Source organism: Bordetella sputigena, assembly GCF_965137885.1.
GTDB classification, from domain to species: Bacteria; Pseudomonadota; Gammaproteobacteria; order Burkholderiales; family Burkholderiaceae_B; genus Bordetella_C; species Bordetella_C sputigena.
On sequence record NZ_CBCSCA010000005.1, the window covers coordinates 310,790 to 327,374 of the forward strand.

16 protein-coding genes are annotated in these 16,585 nt (G+C 67.5%); 7 read left to right on the plus strand and 9 right to left on the minus strand.

All coding sequences use genetic code 11. The features are described from left to right. Nucleotides 1-26: 26 nt before the first annotated feature. A complete protein-coding gene (locus ACNA0R_RS12275) occupies nt 27-1,397 on the minus strand; it encodes an MFS transporter (protein WP_415826279.1) in 1,371 nt (456 codons plus the stop codon). A 194-nt stretch (nt 1,398-1,591) separates the two neighbouring features. On the opposite strand from ACNA0R_RS12275, the gene ACNA0R_RS12280 reads away from it, so the two are divergent. Then, on the plus strand, nt 1,592-2,740 hold the full coding sequence (locus ACNA0R_RS12280; RefSeq protein WP_415826280.1) for a hypothetical protein: 1,149 nt from the start codon (nt 1,592-1,594) through the stop codon (nt 2,738-2,740). Nucleotides 2,741-2,857: 117 nt separating this feature from the next. On the opposite strand, the gene ACNA0R_RS12285 is transcribed toward ACNA0R_RS12280, so the two are convergent. Genes ACNA0R_RS12285 through ACNA0R_RS12305 form a run of 5 tightly spaced genes read right to left on the minus strand, consistent with a single transcriptional unit; the run spans nt 2,858 to nt 6,681 of the window. After that, the gene (locus ACNA0R_RS12285) at nt 2,858-4,216 is read right to left on the minus strand and encodes a lytic murein transglycosylase (RefSeq protein ID WP_415826281.1); all 1,359 of its coding nucleotides are present in this window, start codon (nt 4,214-4,216) and stop codon (nt 2,858-2,860) included. A gap of 46 nt (nt 4,217-4,262) precedes the next feature. Beyond that, nucleotides 4,263-4,820, minus strand: coding sequence for a cupin domain-containing protein (locus tag ACNA0R_RS12290; RefSeq protein ID WP_415826282.1), 558 nt, complete (start codon nt 4,818-4,820; stop codon nt 4,263-4,265). 7 nt (nt 4,821-4,827) lie between these two features. Next, a complete protein-coding gene (locus tag ACNA0R_RS12295) occupies nt 4,828-5,562 on the minus strand; it encodes a GNAT family N-acetyltransferase (protein ID WP_415826283.1) in 735 nt (244 codons plus the stop codon). Next, nucleotides 5,559-6,362 (minus strand): DUF72 domain-containing protein, encoded by an 804-nt coding sequence (locus ACNA0R_RS12300; RefSeq protein WP_415826284.1) that lies wholly within the window; start codon nt 6,360-6,362, stop codon nt 5,559-5,561. The genes ACNA0R_RS12295 and ACNA0R_RS12300 overlap by 4 nt, the downstream gene beginning before the upstream one ends. A 25-nt stretch (nt 6,363-6,387) precedes the next feature. Beyond that, nucleotides 6,388-6,681: a hypothetical protein gene (locus tag ACNA0R_RS12305; protein ID WP_415826285.1), complete on the minus strand. Its 294-nt coding sequence runs from the start codon at nt 6,679-6,681 to the stop codon at nt 6,388-6,390. Between the two features lie 239 nt (nt 6,682-6,920). Between ACNA0R_RS12305 and ACNA0R_RS12310 the strand changes: the two genes are divergently transcribed. After that, complete coding sequence (locus ACNA0R_RS12310) at nt 6,921-7,256, plus strand: thioredoxin family protein (RefSeq protein ID WP_415826286.1); 336 nt, start codon at nt 6,921-6,923, stop codon at nt 7,254-7,256. A gap of 113 nt (nt 7,257-7,369) precedes the next feature. On the opposite strand, the gene ACNA0R_RS12315 is transcribed toward ACNA0R_RS12310, so the two are convergent. Together ACNA0R_RS12315 and ACNA0R_RS12320 are read right to left on the minus strand one after the other, a co-directional pair. Then, entirely contained in the window at nt 7,370-8,353 is a 984-nt protein-coding gene (locus ACNA0R_RS12315; RefSeq protein ID WP_415826287.1) for a tripartite tricarboxylate transporter substrate binding protein, read from the minus strand. Nucleotides 8,354-8,437: 84 nt separating this feature from the next. Then, a complete protein-coding gene (locus ACNA0R_RS12320) occupies nt 8,438-9,394 on the minus strand; it encodes an alpha/beta hydrolase (protein WP_415826288.1) in 957 nt (318 codons plus the stop codon). Nucleotides 9,395-9,764: 370 nt separating this feature from the next. On the opposite strand from ACNA0R_RS12320, the gene ACNA0R_RS12325 reads away from it, so the two are divergent. From ACNA0R_RS12325 to ACNA0R_RS12345, 5 genes are read left to right on the plus strand one after another with little or no spacing between them, the layout of a single operon-like run. Beyond that, entirely contained in the window at nt 9,765-11,213 is a 1,449-nt protein-coding gene (locus tag ACNA0R_RS12325; protein WP_415826289.1) for an aldehyde dehydrogenase family protein, read from the plus strand. Nucleotides 11,214-11,229: 16 nt separating this feature from the next. Further along, nucleotides 11,230-12,261: a Bug family tripartite tricarboxylate transporter substrate binding protein gene (locus tag ACNA0R_RS12330; RefSeq protein ID WP_415826290.1), complete on the plus strand. Its 1,032-nt coding sequence runs from the start codon at nt 11,230-11,232 to the stop codon at nt 12,259-12,261. Nucleotides 12,262-12,292: 31 nt separating this feature from the next. Further along, nucleotides 12,293-13,288 carry a tripartite tricarboxylate transporter substrate binding protein gene (locus tag ACNA0R_RS12335; protein WP_415826291.1) on the plus strand — a complete coding sequence of 332 codons (996 nt, stop codon included), beginning with the start codon at nt 12,293-12,295 and terminating at the stop codon, nt 13,286-13,288. Between the two features lie 35 nt (nt 13,289-13,323). After that, nucleotides 13,324-14,487, plus strand: coding sequence for an iron-containing alcohol dehydrogenase (locus ACNA0R_RS12340; RefSeq protein WP_415826292.1), 1,164 nt, complete (start codon nt 13,324-13,326; stop codon nt 14,485-14,487). Nucleotides 14,488-14,523: 36 nt separating this feature from the next. Next, on the plus strand, nt 14,524-15,594 hold the full coding sequence (locus ACNA0R_RS12345; RefSeq protein WP_415826293.1) for a LacI family DNA-binding transcriptional regulator: 1,071 nt from the start codon (nt 14,524-14,526) through the stop codon (nt 15,592-15,594). Nucleotides 15,595-15,674: 80 nt separating this feature from the next. Here ACNA0R_RS12345 and ACNA0R_RS12350 read toward each other — a convergent pair whose 3' ends face one another. Then, nucleotides 15,675-16,571, minus strand: a complete 897-nt coding sequence (locus ACNA0R_RS12350) for a LysR family transcriptional regulator (RefSeq protein WP_415826294.1) — start codon at nt 16,569-16,571, stop codon at nt 15,675-15,677. Nucleotides 16,572-16,585 lie beyond the last annotated feature (14 nt).

Here is a 16,585-nt window from a genome sequence, read left to right on the forward strand (position 1 = left end):
CCGTGCCCATGGATGAGCATAGAGGTTTATGCGTTGCCGCGCACCGTCCCGGCATCCATCCTTTTGAAAATAAGCGTCGACATGAGCGTGACGCCGCCCACGCAGATGAATGTCCAGCGAAAACCCCAGGCATCCGCGTGGGCGCCGTGCGAAAACAGGCCCACCAGGCCGCCGCTCAGGCTGACGCCCAGGCTGAGCGCCAGCATCTGCACCATGGAAAACAGGCTATTGCCGCTGCCCGCGTCTTCCACGCTCAAGCCCTTGAGCGTCACGCTGTTCATCGCCGCGAACTGCATGGAGTTCGCGCCGCCGAATATCGCCAGCTGCAGGATCTGCAGGGCCAGCGGCCAGCCGGGCGCGATCAGGGCGAAGGACATGATGGACACGCCGACCACCACGGTATTCACGGACAGGAAAGTCTCGTACCCATAGTGACGCACCAGGGGCGCCACCCAGCGCTTGGTGATCAGCGCCGCCAGCGCCACGGGAAACAACATCATGCCCGCATAGAAAGGCTCGTAGCCCAGCTGCAACTGCAGCAATAGCGGCAGCAGGAACGCCACGCCGCTGCTGCCGACGCGCGATACCAGGTTGCCGACCAGCCCCATGCTGAAGGTCGCATCGCGGAACAGGCCCAACCGGAACAGCGGCCGCGGCCGCTGGCGCGCATAGGCGATGTAGGCGAGCACCGTGAAGGCGCTAAGCGCCATCAGACCGGCGGTATAGACGACGCGGTCCGGACCCTCCGTGCCTTCCATGCCCAGTGAGAAAGCCACCATACAGGTCGAAAGCAAGGTAAAGCCGACGAAATCGAAACCCGGCGTCGACGCGGCCGTCTCGGGCGGGATGAAGCGCCGCACCGCGATCAGGCCGACGATGCCGATGGGAATATTGATCAGGAAGATCCAGTGCCAGCTCAGCACCTGCACGAGCCAGCCGCCCGTCATGGGCCCGATCATGGGCCCGACCTGTCCGGCAATGGAAATCAAGGCCAACGCGGCGATATAGGCATCACCGCGCACCGAGCGCAGGATGGACAGGCGCCCGATGGGCAGCAGCATCGAACCGCCGACGCCCTGCACCACCCGCGCGATCACCAGCTGCGACAGGGATCCGGCCATGGCGCAGAACAGCGACCCCAGCACGAAGATCAGGATGGACGTGAAGTACAGGCGGCGGATGCCGAAACGGTCGGCCAGCCAGCCCGAGGCCGGCGTCAGCATGGCCATCGACAAGGAGTACGCCACGATCACGGGGCGCATCGCCAGCGGCAACTCGTGCAGGCTGTCCGCCATGGCGGGCAGCGCGGTGTTGACGATCGTGGCATCCAGGGACTGCATAAAGAACCCCGCGGCGACGACCCACAACATGCCGCGGTGTGACGAACCTTCCTTCATTTCCCCTCTCTATGGGCGGGGCGGCCGCGTCATGCGCGGCGCCTCTTGCGCCCGGACCCCGCAATCATAGGCCGATCGCCTATGATCGCGAAATCCGCCGGAACAAGGCCGCGAATCCTCCGGTTTTCACGGCGCTTTCGTTCAGCGTATCGTCAGCAACGCGCTTCGGCGCGACGGCCTAGGGAGGCCTTTACGTGAATCGAGTTACCGCGTTTCCCGCGCGTGCCCACGCGCTCGGTGTACAGGTGTTCGGCCCCGCCGCGGATCCGGACGACACGGCGCGCAACATGGCCGGCTATCTGCGGGACCTGGGCGTGGACGACCTGGTCGCGACGGACGCATGGCGCGACGACGATGGCCCGGTGGCGGCCTACCGCCTGACGGAAGCCGCGGCGGCGCAGTGGGCGCCGGACCACGATACGACCCGGCTGGCCGAAGCGCTGGATGCACGCTTCCCGGGCAGCCCGCGCAATCTGGAACGCGAGATCGTGCTGGCCATGCTGGCCGCGCCGGTGCCCTTCCGCTACCCCAGCCATGACGAATTCATTTCGGCGGTGCGCATCAAGCTGAATATCGTCCATGCCGCGAGCCTGACGGAGCTGGCCTTCGATACCGAGCATGCCGAGCGTCCCGAAGATTATTGGACGTATGACGAAGCGCGCGGCTTCACCATTCTGCCCGGCAAATCGCTGATCGAAGGCCTGATCAAGGCGACCCAGCCGGAGGCCTCCGGCAAGCTGTATTCGTTCTCCTGCTACCGCGCGACGGAATACGTGACCCTGCTGGGCATCGCGCAGGAGCTGGCGATCAGCAATCCCGCGCTGCTGGCCGCGCTGCAGCGGCATTGGGAGCAGAAGGCCATCATGTCCGGGCTGTTCCATGATGTCTTCCTGCGCGAGTACGGATCCATGGAAGAGCCGCTGCCGCCGCGGTTCTACGTGCCGGGCGACCGGCTGTGGTTTCGCAATCCGGACGAGCATTCGTCCAACGTCGAGGGCTTCGAGGGCTCCTGGGTGTTCTACCTCGGCGGCGGCATGTTCAACAATTTCTGGAAGCACAGGCAACCCTTCAGCCTGACATCCAAGTGCGTGGAGATCTACCACTGGCGCCATGGCGTCCATACCGACGACAAGGGCGTACTGCGCCTGGATGAAAGCCGCGTCGAGGAACGGGTGCGCGCATCGATGAGCGACCCGGCCGAAGTCGACCGCATCCTTAAGCTGATGGTGCGGCTGCGCGAACCGCGCGGCGTGTATATTGATGGCGGCTGCATCGATACCACGCGCGAATGCGTGCGCTGGGTGCGGCCGGGGACGGCGGACCTGGTGCTGCCGGCGTTATAGCGTTATAGCGCTATAACGCGATCGATCGCGCGGCCTGGCGGCTTGCCGCCGCCATGCTGCGGCCATCCCGGCGGCGATGCGCGACGCCGCGGATGCGGTCCGGCCGCGGGCCGCGCCCTAGCCACCGTTTTTCAGCGCGCTGTAGATCTTGTAGCCCACGCGGCCGTCCTGCGGCAGGCCCAGGCGCTGCTGTTCGGCCGCCACCGCCTGGCGCGTCTTGCTGCCGGGAATGCCGTCCGGCGTGCCGACGTCGTAGCCGCGCGCGGCCAGCAGCCCCTGCAATTCCTTGATCTGCGCCCGCGACAATCCCGGATCGTCGGTGGGCCAGGCGGCGATCAAGCCCGGCCCGCCTTTGAGCCGGTTGGTGAGCAGGCTGACCGCCAGGGCATATTTATGCGATTGGTTGTAATGCAGGATCGCATCGAAATTGCGCGTGGCCAGGAACACGGGCCCGCGCGACCCCGTGGGCGCGAATAGATATGCCTGCACCGCCTGCCAGGGTTGCGCAATGGCGACCGTGGACAAGGGCGTGCCGTCGGCGCGCGTGACGCCCGTATCGCTCCATTGCGACAGGGAGCGGCGATCGTCCCGGTTCATGATTTCGGCGTCGGGCGATGGCGGCAGCGTCGCGGCGATCGACGGCGGCAGGCGCACCTCGATGATGGCCGGCATGCCGCGCGTCCACGTCGCCTTGCGCTTGAGCAGATGATTGGCGGTGGACGCCAGGGCATCGGGCAGCGACCCATACAGATCGATGCGGCCGTCGCCATCGCCGTCGGCCGCCAGCTCGTAGAAGGACGTGGGAATGAACTGCGTCATGCCGAAGGCGCCGCTCCACGATCCGATGAAACTTTCGCGCGTGACGGTGCCGTCGCGCAACAGCCGCACGGAGGCATAGACGTTCTTCACCCACAAGGGTTTCTGCTCGGTGCAGGCGCGTGTCAGCCAGGCATTCAGCACGTCCACTTTGCCCAGCTGCGAGCCGTAATTGGTTTCGATGCCGAAGATGGCGACCAGCGGTTCGCTGTCGATCTGATAGCGGTCGTCGATCGCGTTCAATGCGTCGCGCGACTTGTCCATCACGCCCTGGCCGTCGGCGACGCGCTGGTCGTCCACGGTCTTGGCGATGTAATCCCACCACGTTTCCTTGCCCTCCGGCTGCGCCTTGGCCGCCGCGACGGTGACCGCCAGCAGCCGGGTATTCTGCGTATACAGATCGAAGTCCGCCACGGTGATGCCGTTGGCGGGGGCGTTGGTACGCAGCTGGGCCAGGCACTGGGCGGGATCGCGGTCCTGTTCCGCCGGCGCCGCGCTTTGGGCCGACGCGCTGGTGGCCGGCTGCGCGCAGCCGGCGCTGCTCAGCGCCGCCAGCATAAGGACGGCGAGACAACGGGCGGCGCCATAAGGACGCCGCGTGCGGGTCGAAAGCGGTGAACGGTGCGTGGGGATATCGATCTCGGATTGAAGCAAGGGCATATCGATGTCGTGGCCGCGCGGGCGCGTTGAGTGGTGTGAGGACCACCTATGGTAACGCGCCCCGCCGCGGACCCAGCCTGGCTACCAGCGCCCGATGCGCCGGATACTCCAGTGCCAGCTTGTCCACGTCGGCCAGTTCGAAATCGCTGAACTCGAATCCCGGCGCGACCGTGCAGCCAGCCAGCGTATAGCGATCCGGCCGCGCGCGTTCGGCGGCGAACCAGCAGCCGGCGGGCACGACGGCCTGGAAAACGCAGGCGGGATCCTCGATGGCATTGCCCAGGCGGTGGGTCGTCAATCCGCCGTGGCCATCCAGCACGTGTACCAGCAAGGCGCCGCCGGCATAGAAATGCCAGATTTCATCGGAGCGGATGCGATGCCAGGCCGACCACGCGTCGCCGCTGAGCAGGTAGTAGATGGCAGTGCCGGCCGATCGCCGCACCGCCAGTTCGGGGCGATGCACGGTTTCCGCCGCGCGATAGGTTTCGCGGTAATAGCCGCCTTCCGGGTGAGGCTGCAGGCCGAGCCGATCGATCAGGCCTTGCGCTTCGGCCTTATCGGCGGCGATGCCGGCAGGGATACCGGCAGCGTTATCGGTCGTCATGGGCCACCTACTCCAGGCTCATGGCGGTGGCCTGTTCGCGCCCCAGGCAGGCTGCCAGCGTGCGCCGTTGCCGGCCCTGCGCGTCGAAATTGGCGGGCGCCAGCCACGCTTCATACCCCGCTCGCAGGCCGGGCCATTCACTATCCAGCATGGAAAACCAGGCGGTATCCCGCGTGCGTCCTTTGTAGACGATGGCCTGGCGGAAAATTCCTTCAAAGGTGAAGCCGTAGCGTATCGCCGCCTTGCGCGACGGTTCGTTCAGGCTGTCGCACTTCCATTCGAAGCGCCGGTAGCCCAGTTCGTCGAATACGCGCTTCATGAACAGATACTGCGCTTCCGTCGCATGCGCCGTACGCTGCAGCAAGGGCGAATAGGTAACGTGCCCGACTTCGATCACCCCGTTGGCGGGGTCGATGCGCATCAACGCGGCGCTGCCTATGGCCTTGCCGGACGCCAGATCGATGATGGCGTGGTGCATGGGATCGGCGCTGGCGGCCGCCTTCTCCAGATAGGTATCGAAGGCTGCGCGATCGGGAAAGGGCTCGCTGCTCAGGTAGGTCCACAGGCGGCCGTCCGGCGCCTGGCTGTAGGCCCGATACAGATCATCGCCATGGCGCGCGGGATCCAGCGGCTCGATGCGGCAGAAGCGCCCTTGCATGGCCGTGGCGGGCGGGCGTAGGCGCGGCGTCCATCCGGGCAGCGCGTCGCCTATCGATTGTCCGTAGTCGTTGATGCGGGTCATGCCAGCTTCTCCAGCAGCGCCTGCGCGGCGGCGGGCGCCTTTTCCTTGTGGCCGTTGATGAAATAGATGAAGACGTCGCGGCCCTTGGCGCGCGGCTTGGCTTTCGCGGCGTCGACGTAGTGCAGGTCCTCGGGCTGGCCGCCGGCGGCCCAGACGCGCGCGCGCTCGGCCCAGGCCGTGAGGGCCTTGGGCGGGTAGCCGGCGCGATTGTCGGGACTGGCGCGCATCAGCCGCGCGTACGCGAAGTCGCCGGTCAGGTCGGCGAACGAGGGGTACTTGTCCGAGTCCGTGTACACGGTCGCGACCTTGTATTTGCGGGCCAGCTTCAGGTAGGCGGCGTCCATGAAGCTATCGTGGCGTACGTCCATGACGTGGCGCAGGCGGCGGCCGTCGACCTTGTCGGGCAGCAAGGCCAGGAAGGCCTCGAAATCCTCGGCGTCGAAGGCCTTGGTCGGCGCGAACTGCCAGACGATGGGCCCCAGCTTGTCGCCCAGTTCGCTGAGCCCGCTGCCGATGAAGCGCTGCACGGAGTCGCCCGCTTCGGCCAGGACGCGGCGGTTGGTGGCGTAGCGGGTGGCCTTGAGCGAGAAGATGAAATCGTCCGGTGTTTCGTCGCGCCAGCGCGCGAAGGACGCGGGCTTCTGCGTGCTGTAGTAGGTGCCGTTGATTTCTATGGCCGTGACCTGGCGGCTGGCATATTCCAGCTCGCGGCTGTGCGGCAGGTCGTCGGGGTAGAAGTTCTTGCGCCAGGGTTCGAAGGTCCATCCGCCGATGCCGGCGCGTATGCGGCCTGCAGCCATATGCGTTCTCCGATGTTGCGGGGCCCTAGCCGATCAGGGCGCCCAGTACCAGCACGGCCAGGACGGCCCAGAACAGGAAACCCAGTATCGAGCGGCGCAGCAAGGCGCGTATCGCCGCGATCAGCAGCAGCACGCCCAGGATAAGGACGGCGAAATTGAACAGATTGGGGCTCATGCCCATGGCATGGGCCAGGCCTTCGGAAAACTGGCTGATCGCCCGGCCTATGCCGCCCAGTATGTAGCGCAGCACGCTGACGATGGACCGGATGATTTCGCCCAGGACGTTGCCCAGGGATTCGAAAAAACTGTTCGATTGCATGTCGCCTCGTGGGGATGCCGGTTCTGCCTATCTTAACCATAGTCGGCCGGCATAAAACGGGCGGTGCCGGGATGGGCGGCGCGACCGGGACGCCGGCAAGGCACGTAGCGCGGTCGCCGCCGCGGTGCGGCCGGCCGCGCCTGGCCGGCCGCGCCTAAGCCGGCCGCGCCTAGCCGGCCGCGCCTGACGTGCCAATCCGGCTAAGATGCCGGGATCCCGAATCAGAGCGGTTACGCGTGATGGAAGAAATCGATTTGAACGACGGCACGGCCGACCGCTTCCTGCTGGATGCGAAAGGCCTGTCGCTGGTGGTGTTCCACAGCCGGACCTGCGGCAACTGCCGGCTGGCGCGCGAGCAGCTGCCCGGGATGGAGCTGCCGGTGGACCGCATATGCTGGGTGGATGCCGGCGAGAACGGCGGCCTGGTGGAGCGCTACGAGGTCTTTTACCTGCCGGCGATGTTCGTGGTGCGCAACGGGGCTTTCCATGGCCCCGTGCAGGCGCGCCTGCAGGATTGGGATATCCGCCAGCAGATCAACCTGGCGCTGGACGGTTATCCCGCCATCCTGCCATGAGACGTCAGCCGGCCAGGCACGGCCGGTGAGGCGCGGCCGGCTAGGCGCGGCCGGCTAGGCGCGGCCGGTCAGGCGCGCCGGCTCAGCACGCCCGGCCAGCCGGCCGGGCGCGGTCAGTTCACGCTGGCGCCGGTATCCCGCACCACCTTGCCCCACTTGGCGGACTCGGATTTCAGCAGGGCGGCGAACTCGCTTTCGCTGCTCAGGCTCAGCGTCAGCCCCGCCGTGGCCAGCGCCTTGGCGGCTTCCGGTCCTTGCATCACCTTGGCCGTGGCGTCGTGCAGCTTGTCCAGGACCGGCTTGGGCGTGCCGGCCGGCGCCAGCAAGCCCAGCCAGATATTCGCCTCATAGCCCTTCACGCCCGCCTCGTCCAGCGTAGGCACGTCCGGCAGATCCGCCGAACGTTCCTTGGTCGTGACGGCCAGCGCGCGCAGCCTGCCGCCGGCGATCTGCGGCAGCGCCGCCGTCACGCCCAGGAAGCCCATGGACACCTGTCCGCCGATGATGTCGTTCAAGGCCTGTCCGCTGCCGCGGTACGGCACATGATTGATCTTGATATCCGCCATGGTGGCGAACAGCGCGGCCGCCAGATGCTGGCTGCTGCCATTGCCGGATGACGCATAGTCGAGCCGCCCGGGCTTGGACTTGGCCAGCGCGATCAATTCGCCGACGCTTTTGGCCGGCACGTTGGGATTGACCACCAGCACATAGGGGCTGTCCACCAGCTTGGTGATGGGCGCGAAGCTCTTGATCGCATCGTAGGGCAGCTTCTTGTACAGCCACGGCCCGATGACGTGCGTGGTGGAAACCAGCACCAGCGTGTAGCCGTCCGGCGCCGCCTTGGCGACGTAATCCGTGCCGATGGTGGATCCCGCTCCCATGCGGTTCTCCACCACGACCGGCTGCCCCAGTTCCGGGCTGAGCTTCTCCGCCAGCATGCGCGCGACGACGTCGGTAAAGCCGCCGGGCGCGAAGGGCACGACCAGCTTGATCGGCGAGCTGGGATAGTTGGCGGTGTCGCCCTGCGCCCATGCCGTAGCGCTCAGCGCTCCGCACAAGGCCAGCGCCGCGGTCGCACCTGCAAATCGATGTCGCATCGTAGTCTCCTCCGTTTTTTTATTCATGGAAGGCGCGGACCGGTGTGCCGGGCTCGCGCGGCGCGCCGCCTGGGCGCTGCACGGTCAGCGATACACCGGCTCCGGCTGCGTGAAGAAGGCGTGCAGGATGTGATAGACCATCTTGTAGTTCTTCTGCTGGAAGCTGGCGTGCGAAATACCCTGCATGACGGTGAACTGCTTGAAGGTATTCGGCAGGCGCTTGAAGAACTCCGCCAGATCGTCGAAGGAAGCAATGCCGTCGTACTCGCCGCGCATCACGATGGTGGGCACGGTCAGTTTTTCCGGATCGATCAGCGGCAGCTTGCTGCACATATCGACGTAGGTGCCGGTGGGCATGGAGCTGTCCAGCGACAGGATGGCGTCGGCGAAGGCGGATACCGTCTTTTCATCGGCGCAGCCCGGGTGGTCGCGCGAGAAGATGCTCTCGACGAACGGGCGGTCGATGGGGCGGCGGTTCTTGGCCAGGAATTCCGGCAGCTTCAGCTTGCGCTGCGCCAGCGTGGGACTGCCCTCGCCGGTCCAGACGAAAGCGTCCAGCGCCACGCGGGCCACGCGCTCGGGGTGCTGCTGCGCGAACAACGCCGCCTTCAAGGCGCCCGACGAAATGCCGTAGACCATCAGCTTCTTGTCCTTGGCGCGCTGCAGGATGTATTCGCTGCCCGCGGCCAGATCCTGCGCGCCGTTGGGGATGTCGAAGTTGATCGGGCGGTGCTTGCTGGAACGGCCGTAGCCTTCGTTATCCATGCACCAGGTATCGAAGCCGCGCGCGGCGAACCAGTCCATCACGGAGGAATCGGGACGGCCCGGCACGCTCAGGTCGAAGGTCGGCTGCGATGCCATCGAGGACCCATGCACGAACAGGACGGTGCCCGCATGGGGCACGCCGGCGGCCGCCGGCTTGTGCCACATGAAGAGCTTGACGTCGCCGTCGCGCTGCGTCCAGTGTTCCTGGCCGCCCTGCCAGGTGACGGCGTTCGTACCGCCCAGGGACGGGTCCTGCGAGGATGCTGCTTGAGCCATGCTGTTTTCCTATAAGGGGTGTGGCGTATAGAGGAAAACATGGTGAACGCCCGGACGGCGCGATTCAACAGCAAGCGGTGAACAGATTGTTCACGAAAACGCGGGCGGATTGTTCGCGCAGGTGTTGATCGGGGCCCGCGGAAGCGCAACGGCCTCGGCTCGTCGGCTTGTCGCCCGGTCCGGGGTGATCGTTGTGCCCGGCTTCAATTCCAGTGAACACCTGTTCACCGCCTGGGAGTGGCGGCGCGCCGGAACGTGCTTATAATTCGCGCTGCAAAAATAACGTTTCATCACGCACCAACGCTACCTGGACTGAATCTCCTATAAAAACCGCAGGTCCAGGTTAATAACGTTTCACTAAGGAGCCCGCATGACCTCCCCCTCCCTACACATCGACGGCCTGCCGCCCACGGGCGCGCTGATCGACGGGCGCTGGCTCGACGGCGGCGCGCGCTTCATCGTCGACGACAAATTCACCGGCCGGCCGGTGGCCGAGGTCAGCTCGGCCACGCGCGAACAGGTCGCCGAGGCCGTGCGCGTCACCCGCGCCGCGGCCGACCGGGGCGCGCCTCCGCCACATGACCGCGCGCAGGTACTGCGGCGCGCCGCCGGGCTGATGGCCTCCTATCGCCAGCGCCTGGTCGACGTGATGGTGGCCGAGGCCGGCTTCACCCTGGCCGACGCCAACGGCGAGATCGATCGCGCGATGGTCACCTTGAGCCTGTCGGCCGACGAGGCCCTGCGCCTCGTCGGCGATGTGGTTCCCTTCGGCGCCAGCCCGGGCGCGCATCGCCGCATCGGCTTCACGCAGCGTTTCCCGGTGGGCGTGGTCTGTGCCATCACCCCTTTCAATTCGCCCTTGAACACCGTGCTCCACAAGGTGGCGCCCGCTTACGCGGCGGGTAACGCCGTGGTGCTCAAGCCTTCCGCCTTCACGCCCTTGACCGGCGCGCTGCTGGCCCAGCTGCTGCTGGAGGCCGGCATGCCGCCCGCCTTCCTGGCCATGGTCCAGGGCGAAGGCGATAGCGTGGGCAGCTGGCTGCTGGAAGAACAGGACATCGCCTTCTATACCTTCACGGGAAGCACGCGGGTAGGCCGCATCATCCAGCAGGCGGCCGGCCTGCGGCGCACACAAATGGAGCTGGGCAGCATCGCCAGCACCATCGTATGCGCCGACGCCGACCTGGAGCGTGCGATCCCCAGGATCGCCAACGCCGGCCTGCGCAAGGCGGGCCAGGTCTGCACGTCGGTGCAGCGGCTATATGTGCACCGGGACATCGCCGATGAAGTGGGGCGCCGCCTGGCGGACTACGCGGCGACGTTGAAGGCCGGCGACCCGCGCGACCCCGATACCAAGGTAGGGCCGCTGATCAGCGAACAATCGGCGATCCGCGCCGAAAGCTGGCTGCGCGAGGCCGAACGGGGCGGCGCGCGCCTGCTGTGCGGCGGCAGGCGCGAGCGGTCCGTCATCACGCCGGCCGTGGTGACCCACGCGCCGGACGGCGGCCGGGTCTGGTGCCAGGAAGCCTTCGCGCCGCTGCTCGCGCTGCGCCCCTTCGACGATTTCGAAGAGGCGATGCGCGATGCCAATTCGACGCCTTTCGGACTGTCCGCCGGCGTCTTCACCCAGGACATCGACCGTGCCCTGCGCGCGGCCGCGGTGCTGCGCTTCGGCACGGTGCAGATCAATGAAACGTCCAGCGCGCGTTCCGACGTCATGCCCTTCGGCGGCGTGAAGGACAGCGGCTTCGGCAAGGAAGGCCCGGCGCACGCGATCCGCGAAATGACGGAAGAACGCCTGGTCGTTTTCAACCCCTGACATTCATCCCTGCAATATGAAAAACAATAATTCTCTTCGGAGCGAGACACGTACGGCGCGGCGCCGCCTGTTATTGGGCGCGGCCGGCGCCATGGCGGGCGCCGCGCTGCCGCTGACCGGCGCGCGCGCCGCCGGCGGCTCCTTTCCCGCCAAGCCCATCGTCCTTATCGTGCCCTTTGCCGCCGGCGGTCCCACCGACGTGCTCGCACGGGTCATCGCCGAGGGCATGTCGAAGGATCTTGCGCAGCCCATCATCGTGGAAAACACCCCCGGCGCCGGCGGCACGGTGGGCACCGCGCGCGCCGCGCGCATGGCGGCCGACGGCTATACCCTGCTGATCGGCAACGTCGGCACCCTGGCCGCCAACGCCACGCTGTACAGGAAACTGCCCTACGACATCCTCAAGGACTTCATCGCGCTCGGCTCGGTCGGCGACGCGCCGCAGGTGCTGTCGGCCCGCAAGGACCTTGCGGTATCGGGGCTGGACGAATTCGCGGCCCATGCCCGCGCGCACGCCAAGGAAATGAACTTCGGCGCGGCCGGCGTCGGCTCCGGCTCCTTCCTGGGCGGGATCCTGCTCAACGAACGGCTGGGCCTGAAGATCAACGCCGTCAATTACCGCGGCGCCGGCCAGGCGCTGAACGACGTCATGGCCGGCCACCTGGATTACCTGGTCGACAGCAGCACCACATCGGTGGGCTACGTGAACTCAGGCATGGTGCGTGGCGTCGCCGTCCTGCGTCCCCAACGCATCGCCGCCCTGCCCGGCGTGCCGGCCGCCGGCGAGTCGTCCTTCGCGGACCTGCACTACGACATCTGGAACATGATGCTGGTGCCCGCGGGCACGCCCGGCCCCGTCGTGGCGCGCTTGAACCAGGCCTTGCGCAATGCCGTCGCGGCGCGCGCCACGCGCGAGCGACTGTCGGGTTCGGGCATCGAGGCGCCCAGCGCGCGCAACCAGACACCGGAGGGCGCCGCCGAGTTGCTGGCGACCGAAGTAGACCGCTGGGCCCCCATCCTGGCCAAGCTGAACATCAGCGTCAATTGAAGGCGCTCCCATAACCACAACCGGAGACTCCATGTATCCCCAGACCTTCCGCCGCGGCCTGCTGGCCGCCACCCTGGCCACGATGGCCGGGTATGCCGCCCTCGCCCTGCCGGCCTCGCCGGCCGCCGCCGCCGACTGGCCCGAACGGCCCATCACCCTGGTGGCGCCGTTCACCCCCGGCGGCACCACCGACATCGTGGCGCGCGCCGTGGCCATGCAGCTGCAGCAACAGCTGGGACAACCCGTCGTGGTGGAAAACAAGCCCGGCGCCGGCGGCACCGTGGGCGCCGGCATCGTCGCCCGGGCCAAGCCGGACGGCTATACCCTGCTCCTGGCCAACGTCGGCCACACCGCCGCCGGCGTCCTGTACAAAAACCTGCCGTACGACTTCGAGCGGGACATGACGCAGATCACCACCGTCGCCAACGTGCCGAACGTACTGGTGGTGGCCAAGACCCTGCCGGTGAACAACGTCCGCGAATTCCTGGACTATGCCAAGGCCCATCCCAAGGAAATCAACTACGGGTCGGCCGGCATCGGCACCACGCAGCACCTGTCCGCCGAGCTGCTGAAGAAGCAGACCGGCATGCAGGCCCTGCACGTGCCATTCAAGGGCGCCGCGCCGATGATGACCGACCTGATCGGCGGACGCCTGACCTTCGCCGTGGATTCGGCGGCCTCGGCCGCGGCGCAGATCAACGGTGGCGGCGTCAAGCCGCTGGCGGTGACCAGCCTGCAGCGGACCCGCTTCCTGCCGGACGTGCCGACGCTGGACGAGTCCGGCGTGACGGGTTACCAGATGACGACCTGGTACAGCCTGGCGGGGCCCAAGGGGCTGCCGCCGGCCATCGTCGACCGCATCTGGCGCGCCGTGCAGGCCAGCATGGACGACCCGGTCATGCGCAAGGCGCTGGAAGGCATGGCCGCGGAGCCCGGCGGCATGGAGCCGGCCAAATTCCAGGCCTTCGTGCACCAGGAAACCGTGCGCTGGACCGAACTGGCCCAGGGCTGGGACAACAATCACTGAACGCGCGCCCTGCGCGGCGCCATAAACGGATCACCATGACAGCCACCGACATCAGCACCTTCTTCTGTCCCACCCGCCTGCACATGGGCATAGGCTCGCACCGCAAGCTGGGCGATATCCTGCGCGCGCAGGGATGCCAGCGGCTGTTCGTCGTCATCGACGGCGCGCTGCTGGCGGGCGATTTCTACGCCGGCATACGCGGCATGCTGGAGGACCTGGGCATCGCGGTGGCCAGCTATTCCGAGATCGAGCCGGACCCCAGCGCGATCACGGTGGAGCGCGCCTTCGCCGCCTGCCAGGCCCACGGCGCCACCGCGCTGCTGGCGGTTGGCGGCGGCAGCGCCATGGACGTGGCCAAGGCCGTCGGCATCCTGGCCACCAACGGCGGCCGCATCCACGATTACGAAGGGATCGAGAAATTCAGCACGCCGCCGCTGCCGCTGGTCGCCATCCCGACCACCGCCGGCACCGGCTCCGAAGTCTCGGGCTCCTGCGTCATCACCGACACCGAGAAGAACCTGAAGATGTCGATCCGCCATGCCGCCTTGAATCCGGCGCGCTTCGCCATCCTGGATCCACTGGCGCTGCGCACGCTGCCCGCCCATGTCGCGGCGCATTCGGGCATGGACGCCTTCGTGCACGCCTTCGAATCATATGTTTCCCGGCAGGCCAACCTGGTCACCGACGCCATCAACATCCAGGCCATCGAACTGCTGGCGGCCAATATCCGGCCCTTCGTCGCCAACCGCGACAACCTGGAGGCCGGCCTGAACATGCTGGTGGGTTCGGCGCTGGCGGGCATTACCTTCGGCCAGACGGGCCTGGGCAATGTCCATTGCATGGCGCGCTTCGTCGGCGCCTACTGGCACTTGTCGCACGGCTTGTCCAACGCGGTCTGCCTGCCCCACGTGGCGCGCTTCAACCTGCCCGCGAATCCGCGCAAGTTCGCCCGCGTGGCCGCCGCCATGGACCGGCCGGTGCGCGGACTGCCGGAGATGGATGCCGCGCGCGCGGCGGTCGACGCCATCGAAGCGCTGTGCCGCGACCTGGCCATCCCGTCACGGCTGCGCGATGTCGGCGCCACGCAGGACAAGTTCGACGAGATCGCCGGACTTTGCACCCAGGCCAACTACAACCGCTGGAACCCGCGCACGACCACCACCGCGGATTTCCGCGCGCTGTTCGAACAGGCGTTCTGACGCGGGAAGCGGCCATGCCCACCTTACAATCCCGGGATGGTTGCTAAAGCCCCTCGCCCTGCCCGGGTCACTGTCCACGACGTCGCGCGCGCCGCCGGCGTCGCTATCGGCACCGTTTCGCGTGTCGTCAACGGCGCGCCCACCGTCACGGCCGAGGTGCGCCAGCGGGTCGAGGACGCCATCGCGCGGCTGGGCTGGCAGCCCAGCGCCGCCGCGCAGGCCATGCGCGGCGCCCCGACGCGCATGGTGGGCTTCATCTTCTCCGACATCCGCAATCCGCTGTACTCGTCGATGATCAAGGGCGCGGAGGATGTGCTGAGCGAACACGGCTACATGCTGGTGGTCGCCAGCAGCGACGGCCAGCCGGCGCGCGAGATCGCGCTGATGGAGCTGTTCAAGCGGCGCCGCGCCGATGGCATGCTGTTCGCCGTCGAAGAGGAAAACAACTCCGAGGTATTGCGCTGCGTGGCCGGCGCCGGCTATCCCATCGTGCTGCTGGAACGCGAGATGGCGGCGGCCCTGGGCGCGGTCGGCGCCGACCATCTGTCCGGCACCCGGCACGCCACCGCGCATCTGCTGGCGCTCGGCCACCGCCGCATCGCCCTGATCAGCGGCGGCCGCCACAACCGGGTGGGACGAGACCGCCTGGCGGGCCTGGTGCAGGCCCATGAGGCCGCGGGCGTTCCCCTGGATCCCGCCTTGCTGCGGCTGGACAGCTTCAGCCCGGAGTACGGCCAGCGCGAAGTCCAGCTGCTGCTGGACCTGCCCGATCCGCCCACCGCCATCGTGGCGGCGGGCATGCACCTGCTGCCGGGCGTGCTCCATGGCATACGCATGAAAGGCCTGCAGGTCCCGCGCGACGTGTCGCTGGTGGCGTCCAATGACAGCCAGCTGGCGCAATTGGTCACGCCGGCCGTCGATGTCATCCGCTACGACGGCTATGCGCTGGGCCGCGAAGCCGCCCTGCTGCTGTTGCGCCGCATGCATGGCGAAACCGTGCCGCCCGGCACGCGCATCGAAGTCCCCACCGAGTTCGTCTTGCGCGCATCCAGCGCGCCGCCGGCGGCGGCCGCGCGCGGGTCGCGCCCGCGCCGGCGTCGCGATTGAGCTTCCGCGCTCAAGCCGCCGCGCGACGCCGCCGCTGACGGTGCATTAAGCGGGCGCGTGAGGCCGGCGCGGACAATACATCAAGGCGTAGCGTGATGGCGCTGCTGCCGGTGCAGTTGACGCAACACGTTCAGGAACAGCTCCGCGCGGTGGCTCAGCGGCCGCGACGCCAGCGTCACCGCGCACCCGGTATGGGAATAGCGCACGCCGCGCGCCGCCAGCCGCAGTCCGTACCGGCCCTGCAGCAGCTCGCCGTAGTGCGTGGGTAGCAGCCCCTGGTAATACCCCGTCGCCACCAGCGCGCCGACGGCGTCCAGTCCGCCGGCCTCCGGCCCGCGTTCGAAACGGCCCGTGGCCAGGGCACGTTCCACATAGGGATGGGAGCGGTACACCAGCGGCAGCCTGGCCTGGTCGCGCGCCAGCGTGACGTTCCGCGATACGTAGACGCGATGGGTCTCGACGTAGAGCGGCAGGTAGTTGAAATCGCGGTCCTCGCTGTACTTGCCGCGGATCGCGATATCGATGCGCTGCGTATGCAGCGCCTGGTTCAGCTCGTTGAAGGACATGACGACGATTTCCGGCCGCACGTTGGGCGCCTGGCGATGCAGTTCGCCAAGCGCTTCCGGAAGGTGGCAATCGGGATGCGTCAGGGTGTGCTCGCCCAGGCCGATGGACAGCGGGCCCGACAGCACGCCATGCGCGGCATCGACCTCGGGCTGGATGCGGGCCAGCGCGCGCAGCGCGGTGGTGGCCAGGTTCAGCGCCACCACGCCTTCGGCGGTCAGGCGGAACCCGCCGGGCCCGCGCTCACACAGGCGCACGCCCAGGCGCTCCTCGACATCGCGGATGTGGCGGCTGATGGACGCCTTGGACATGAGCAGCCGGCGTTCGGCGGCGGTAAAGCCGCCGGCTTCCGCCACATGGCAGAACACGCGCAGGGACCGCAGATTGCGTTCATCGAAATCGAGCTTCAGCATGACCGTCCTGGACC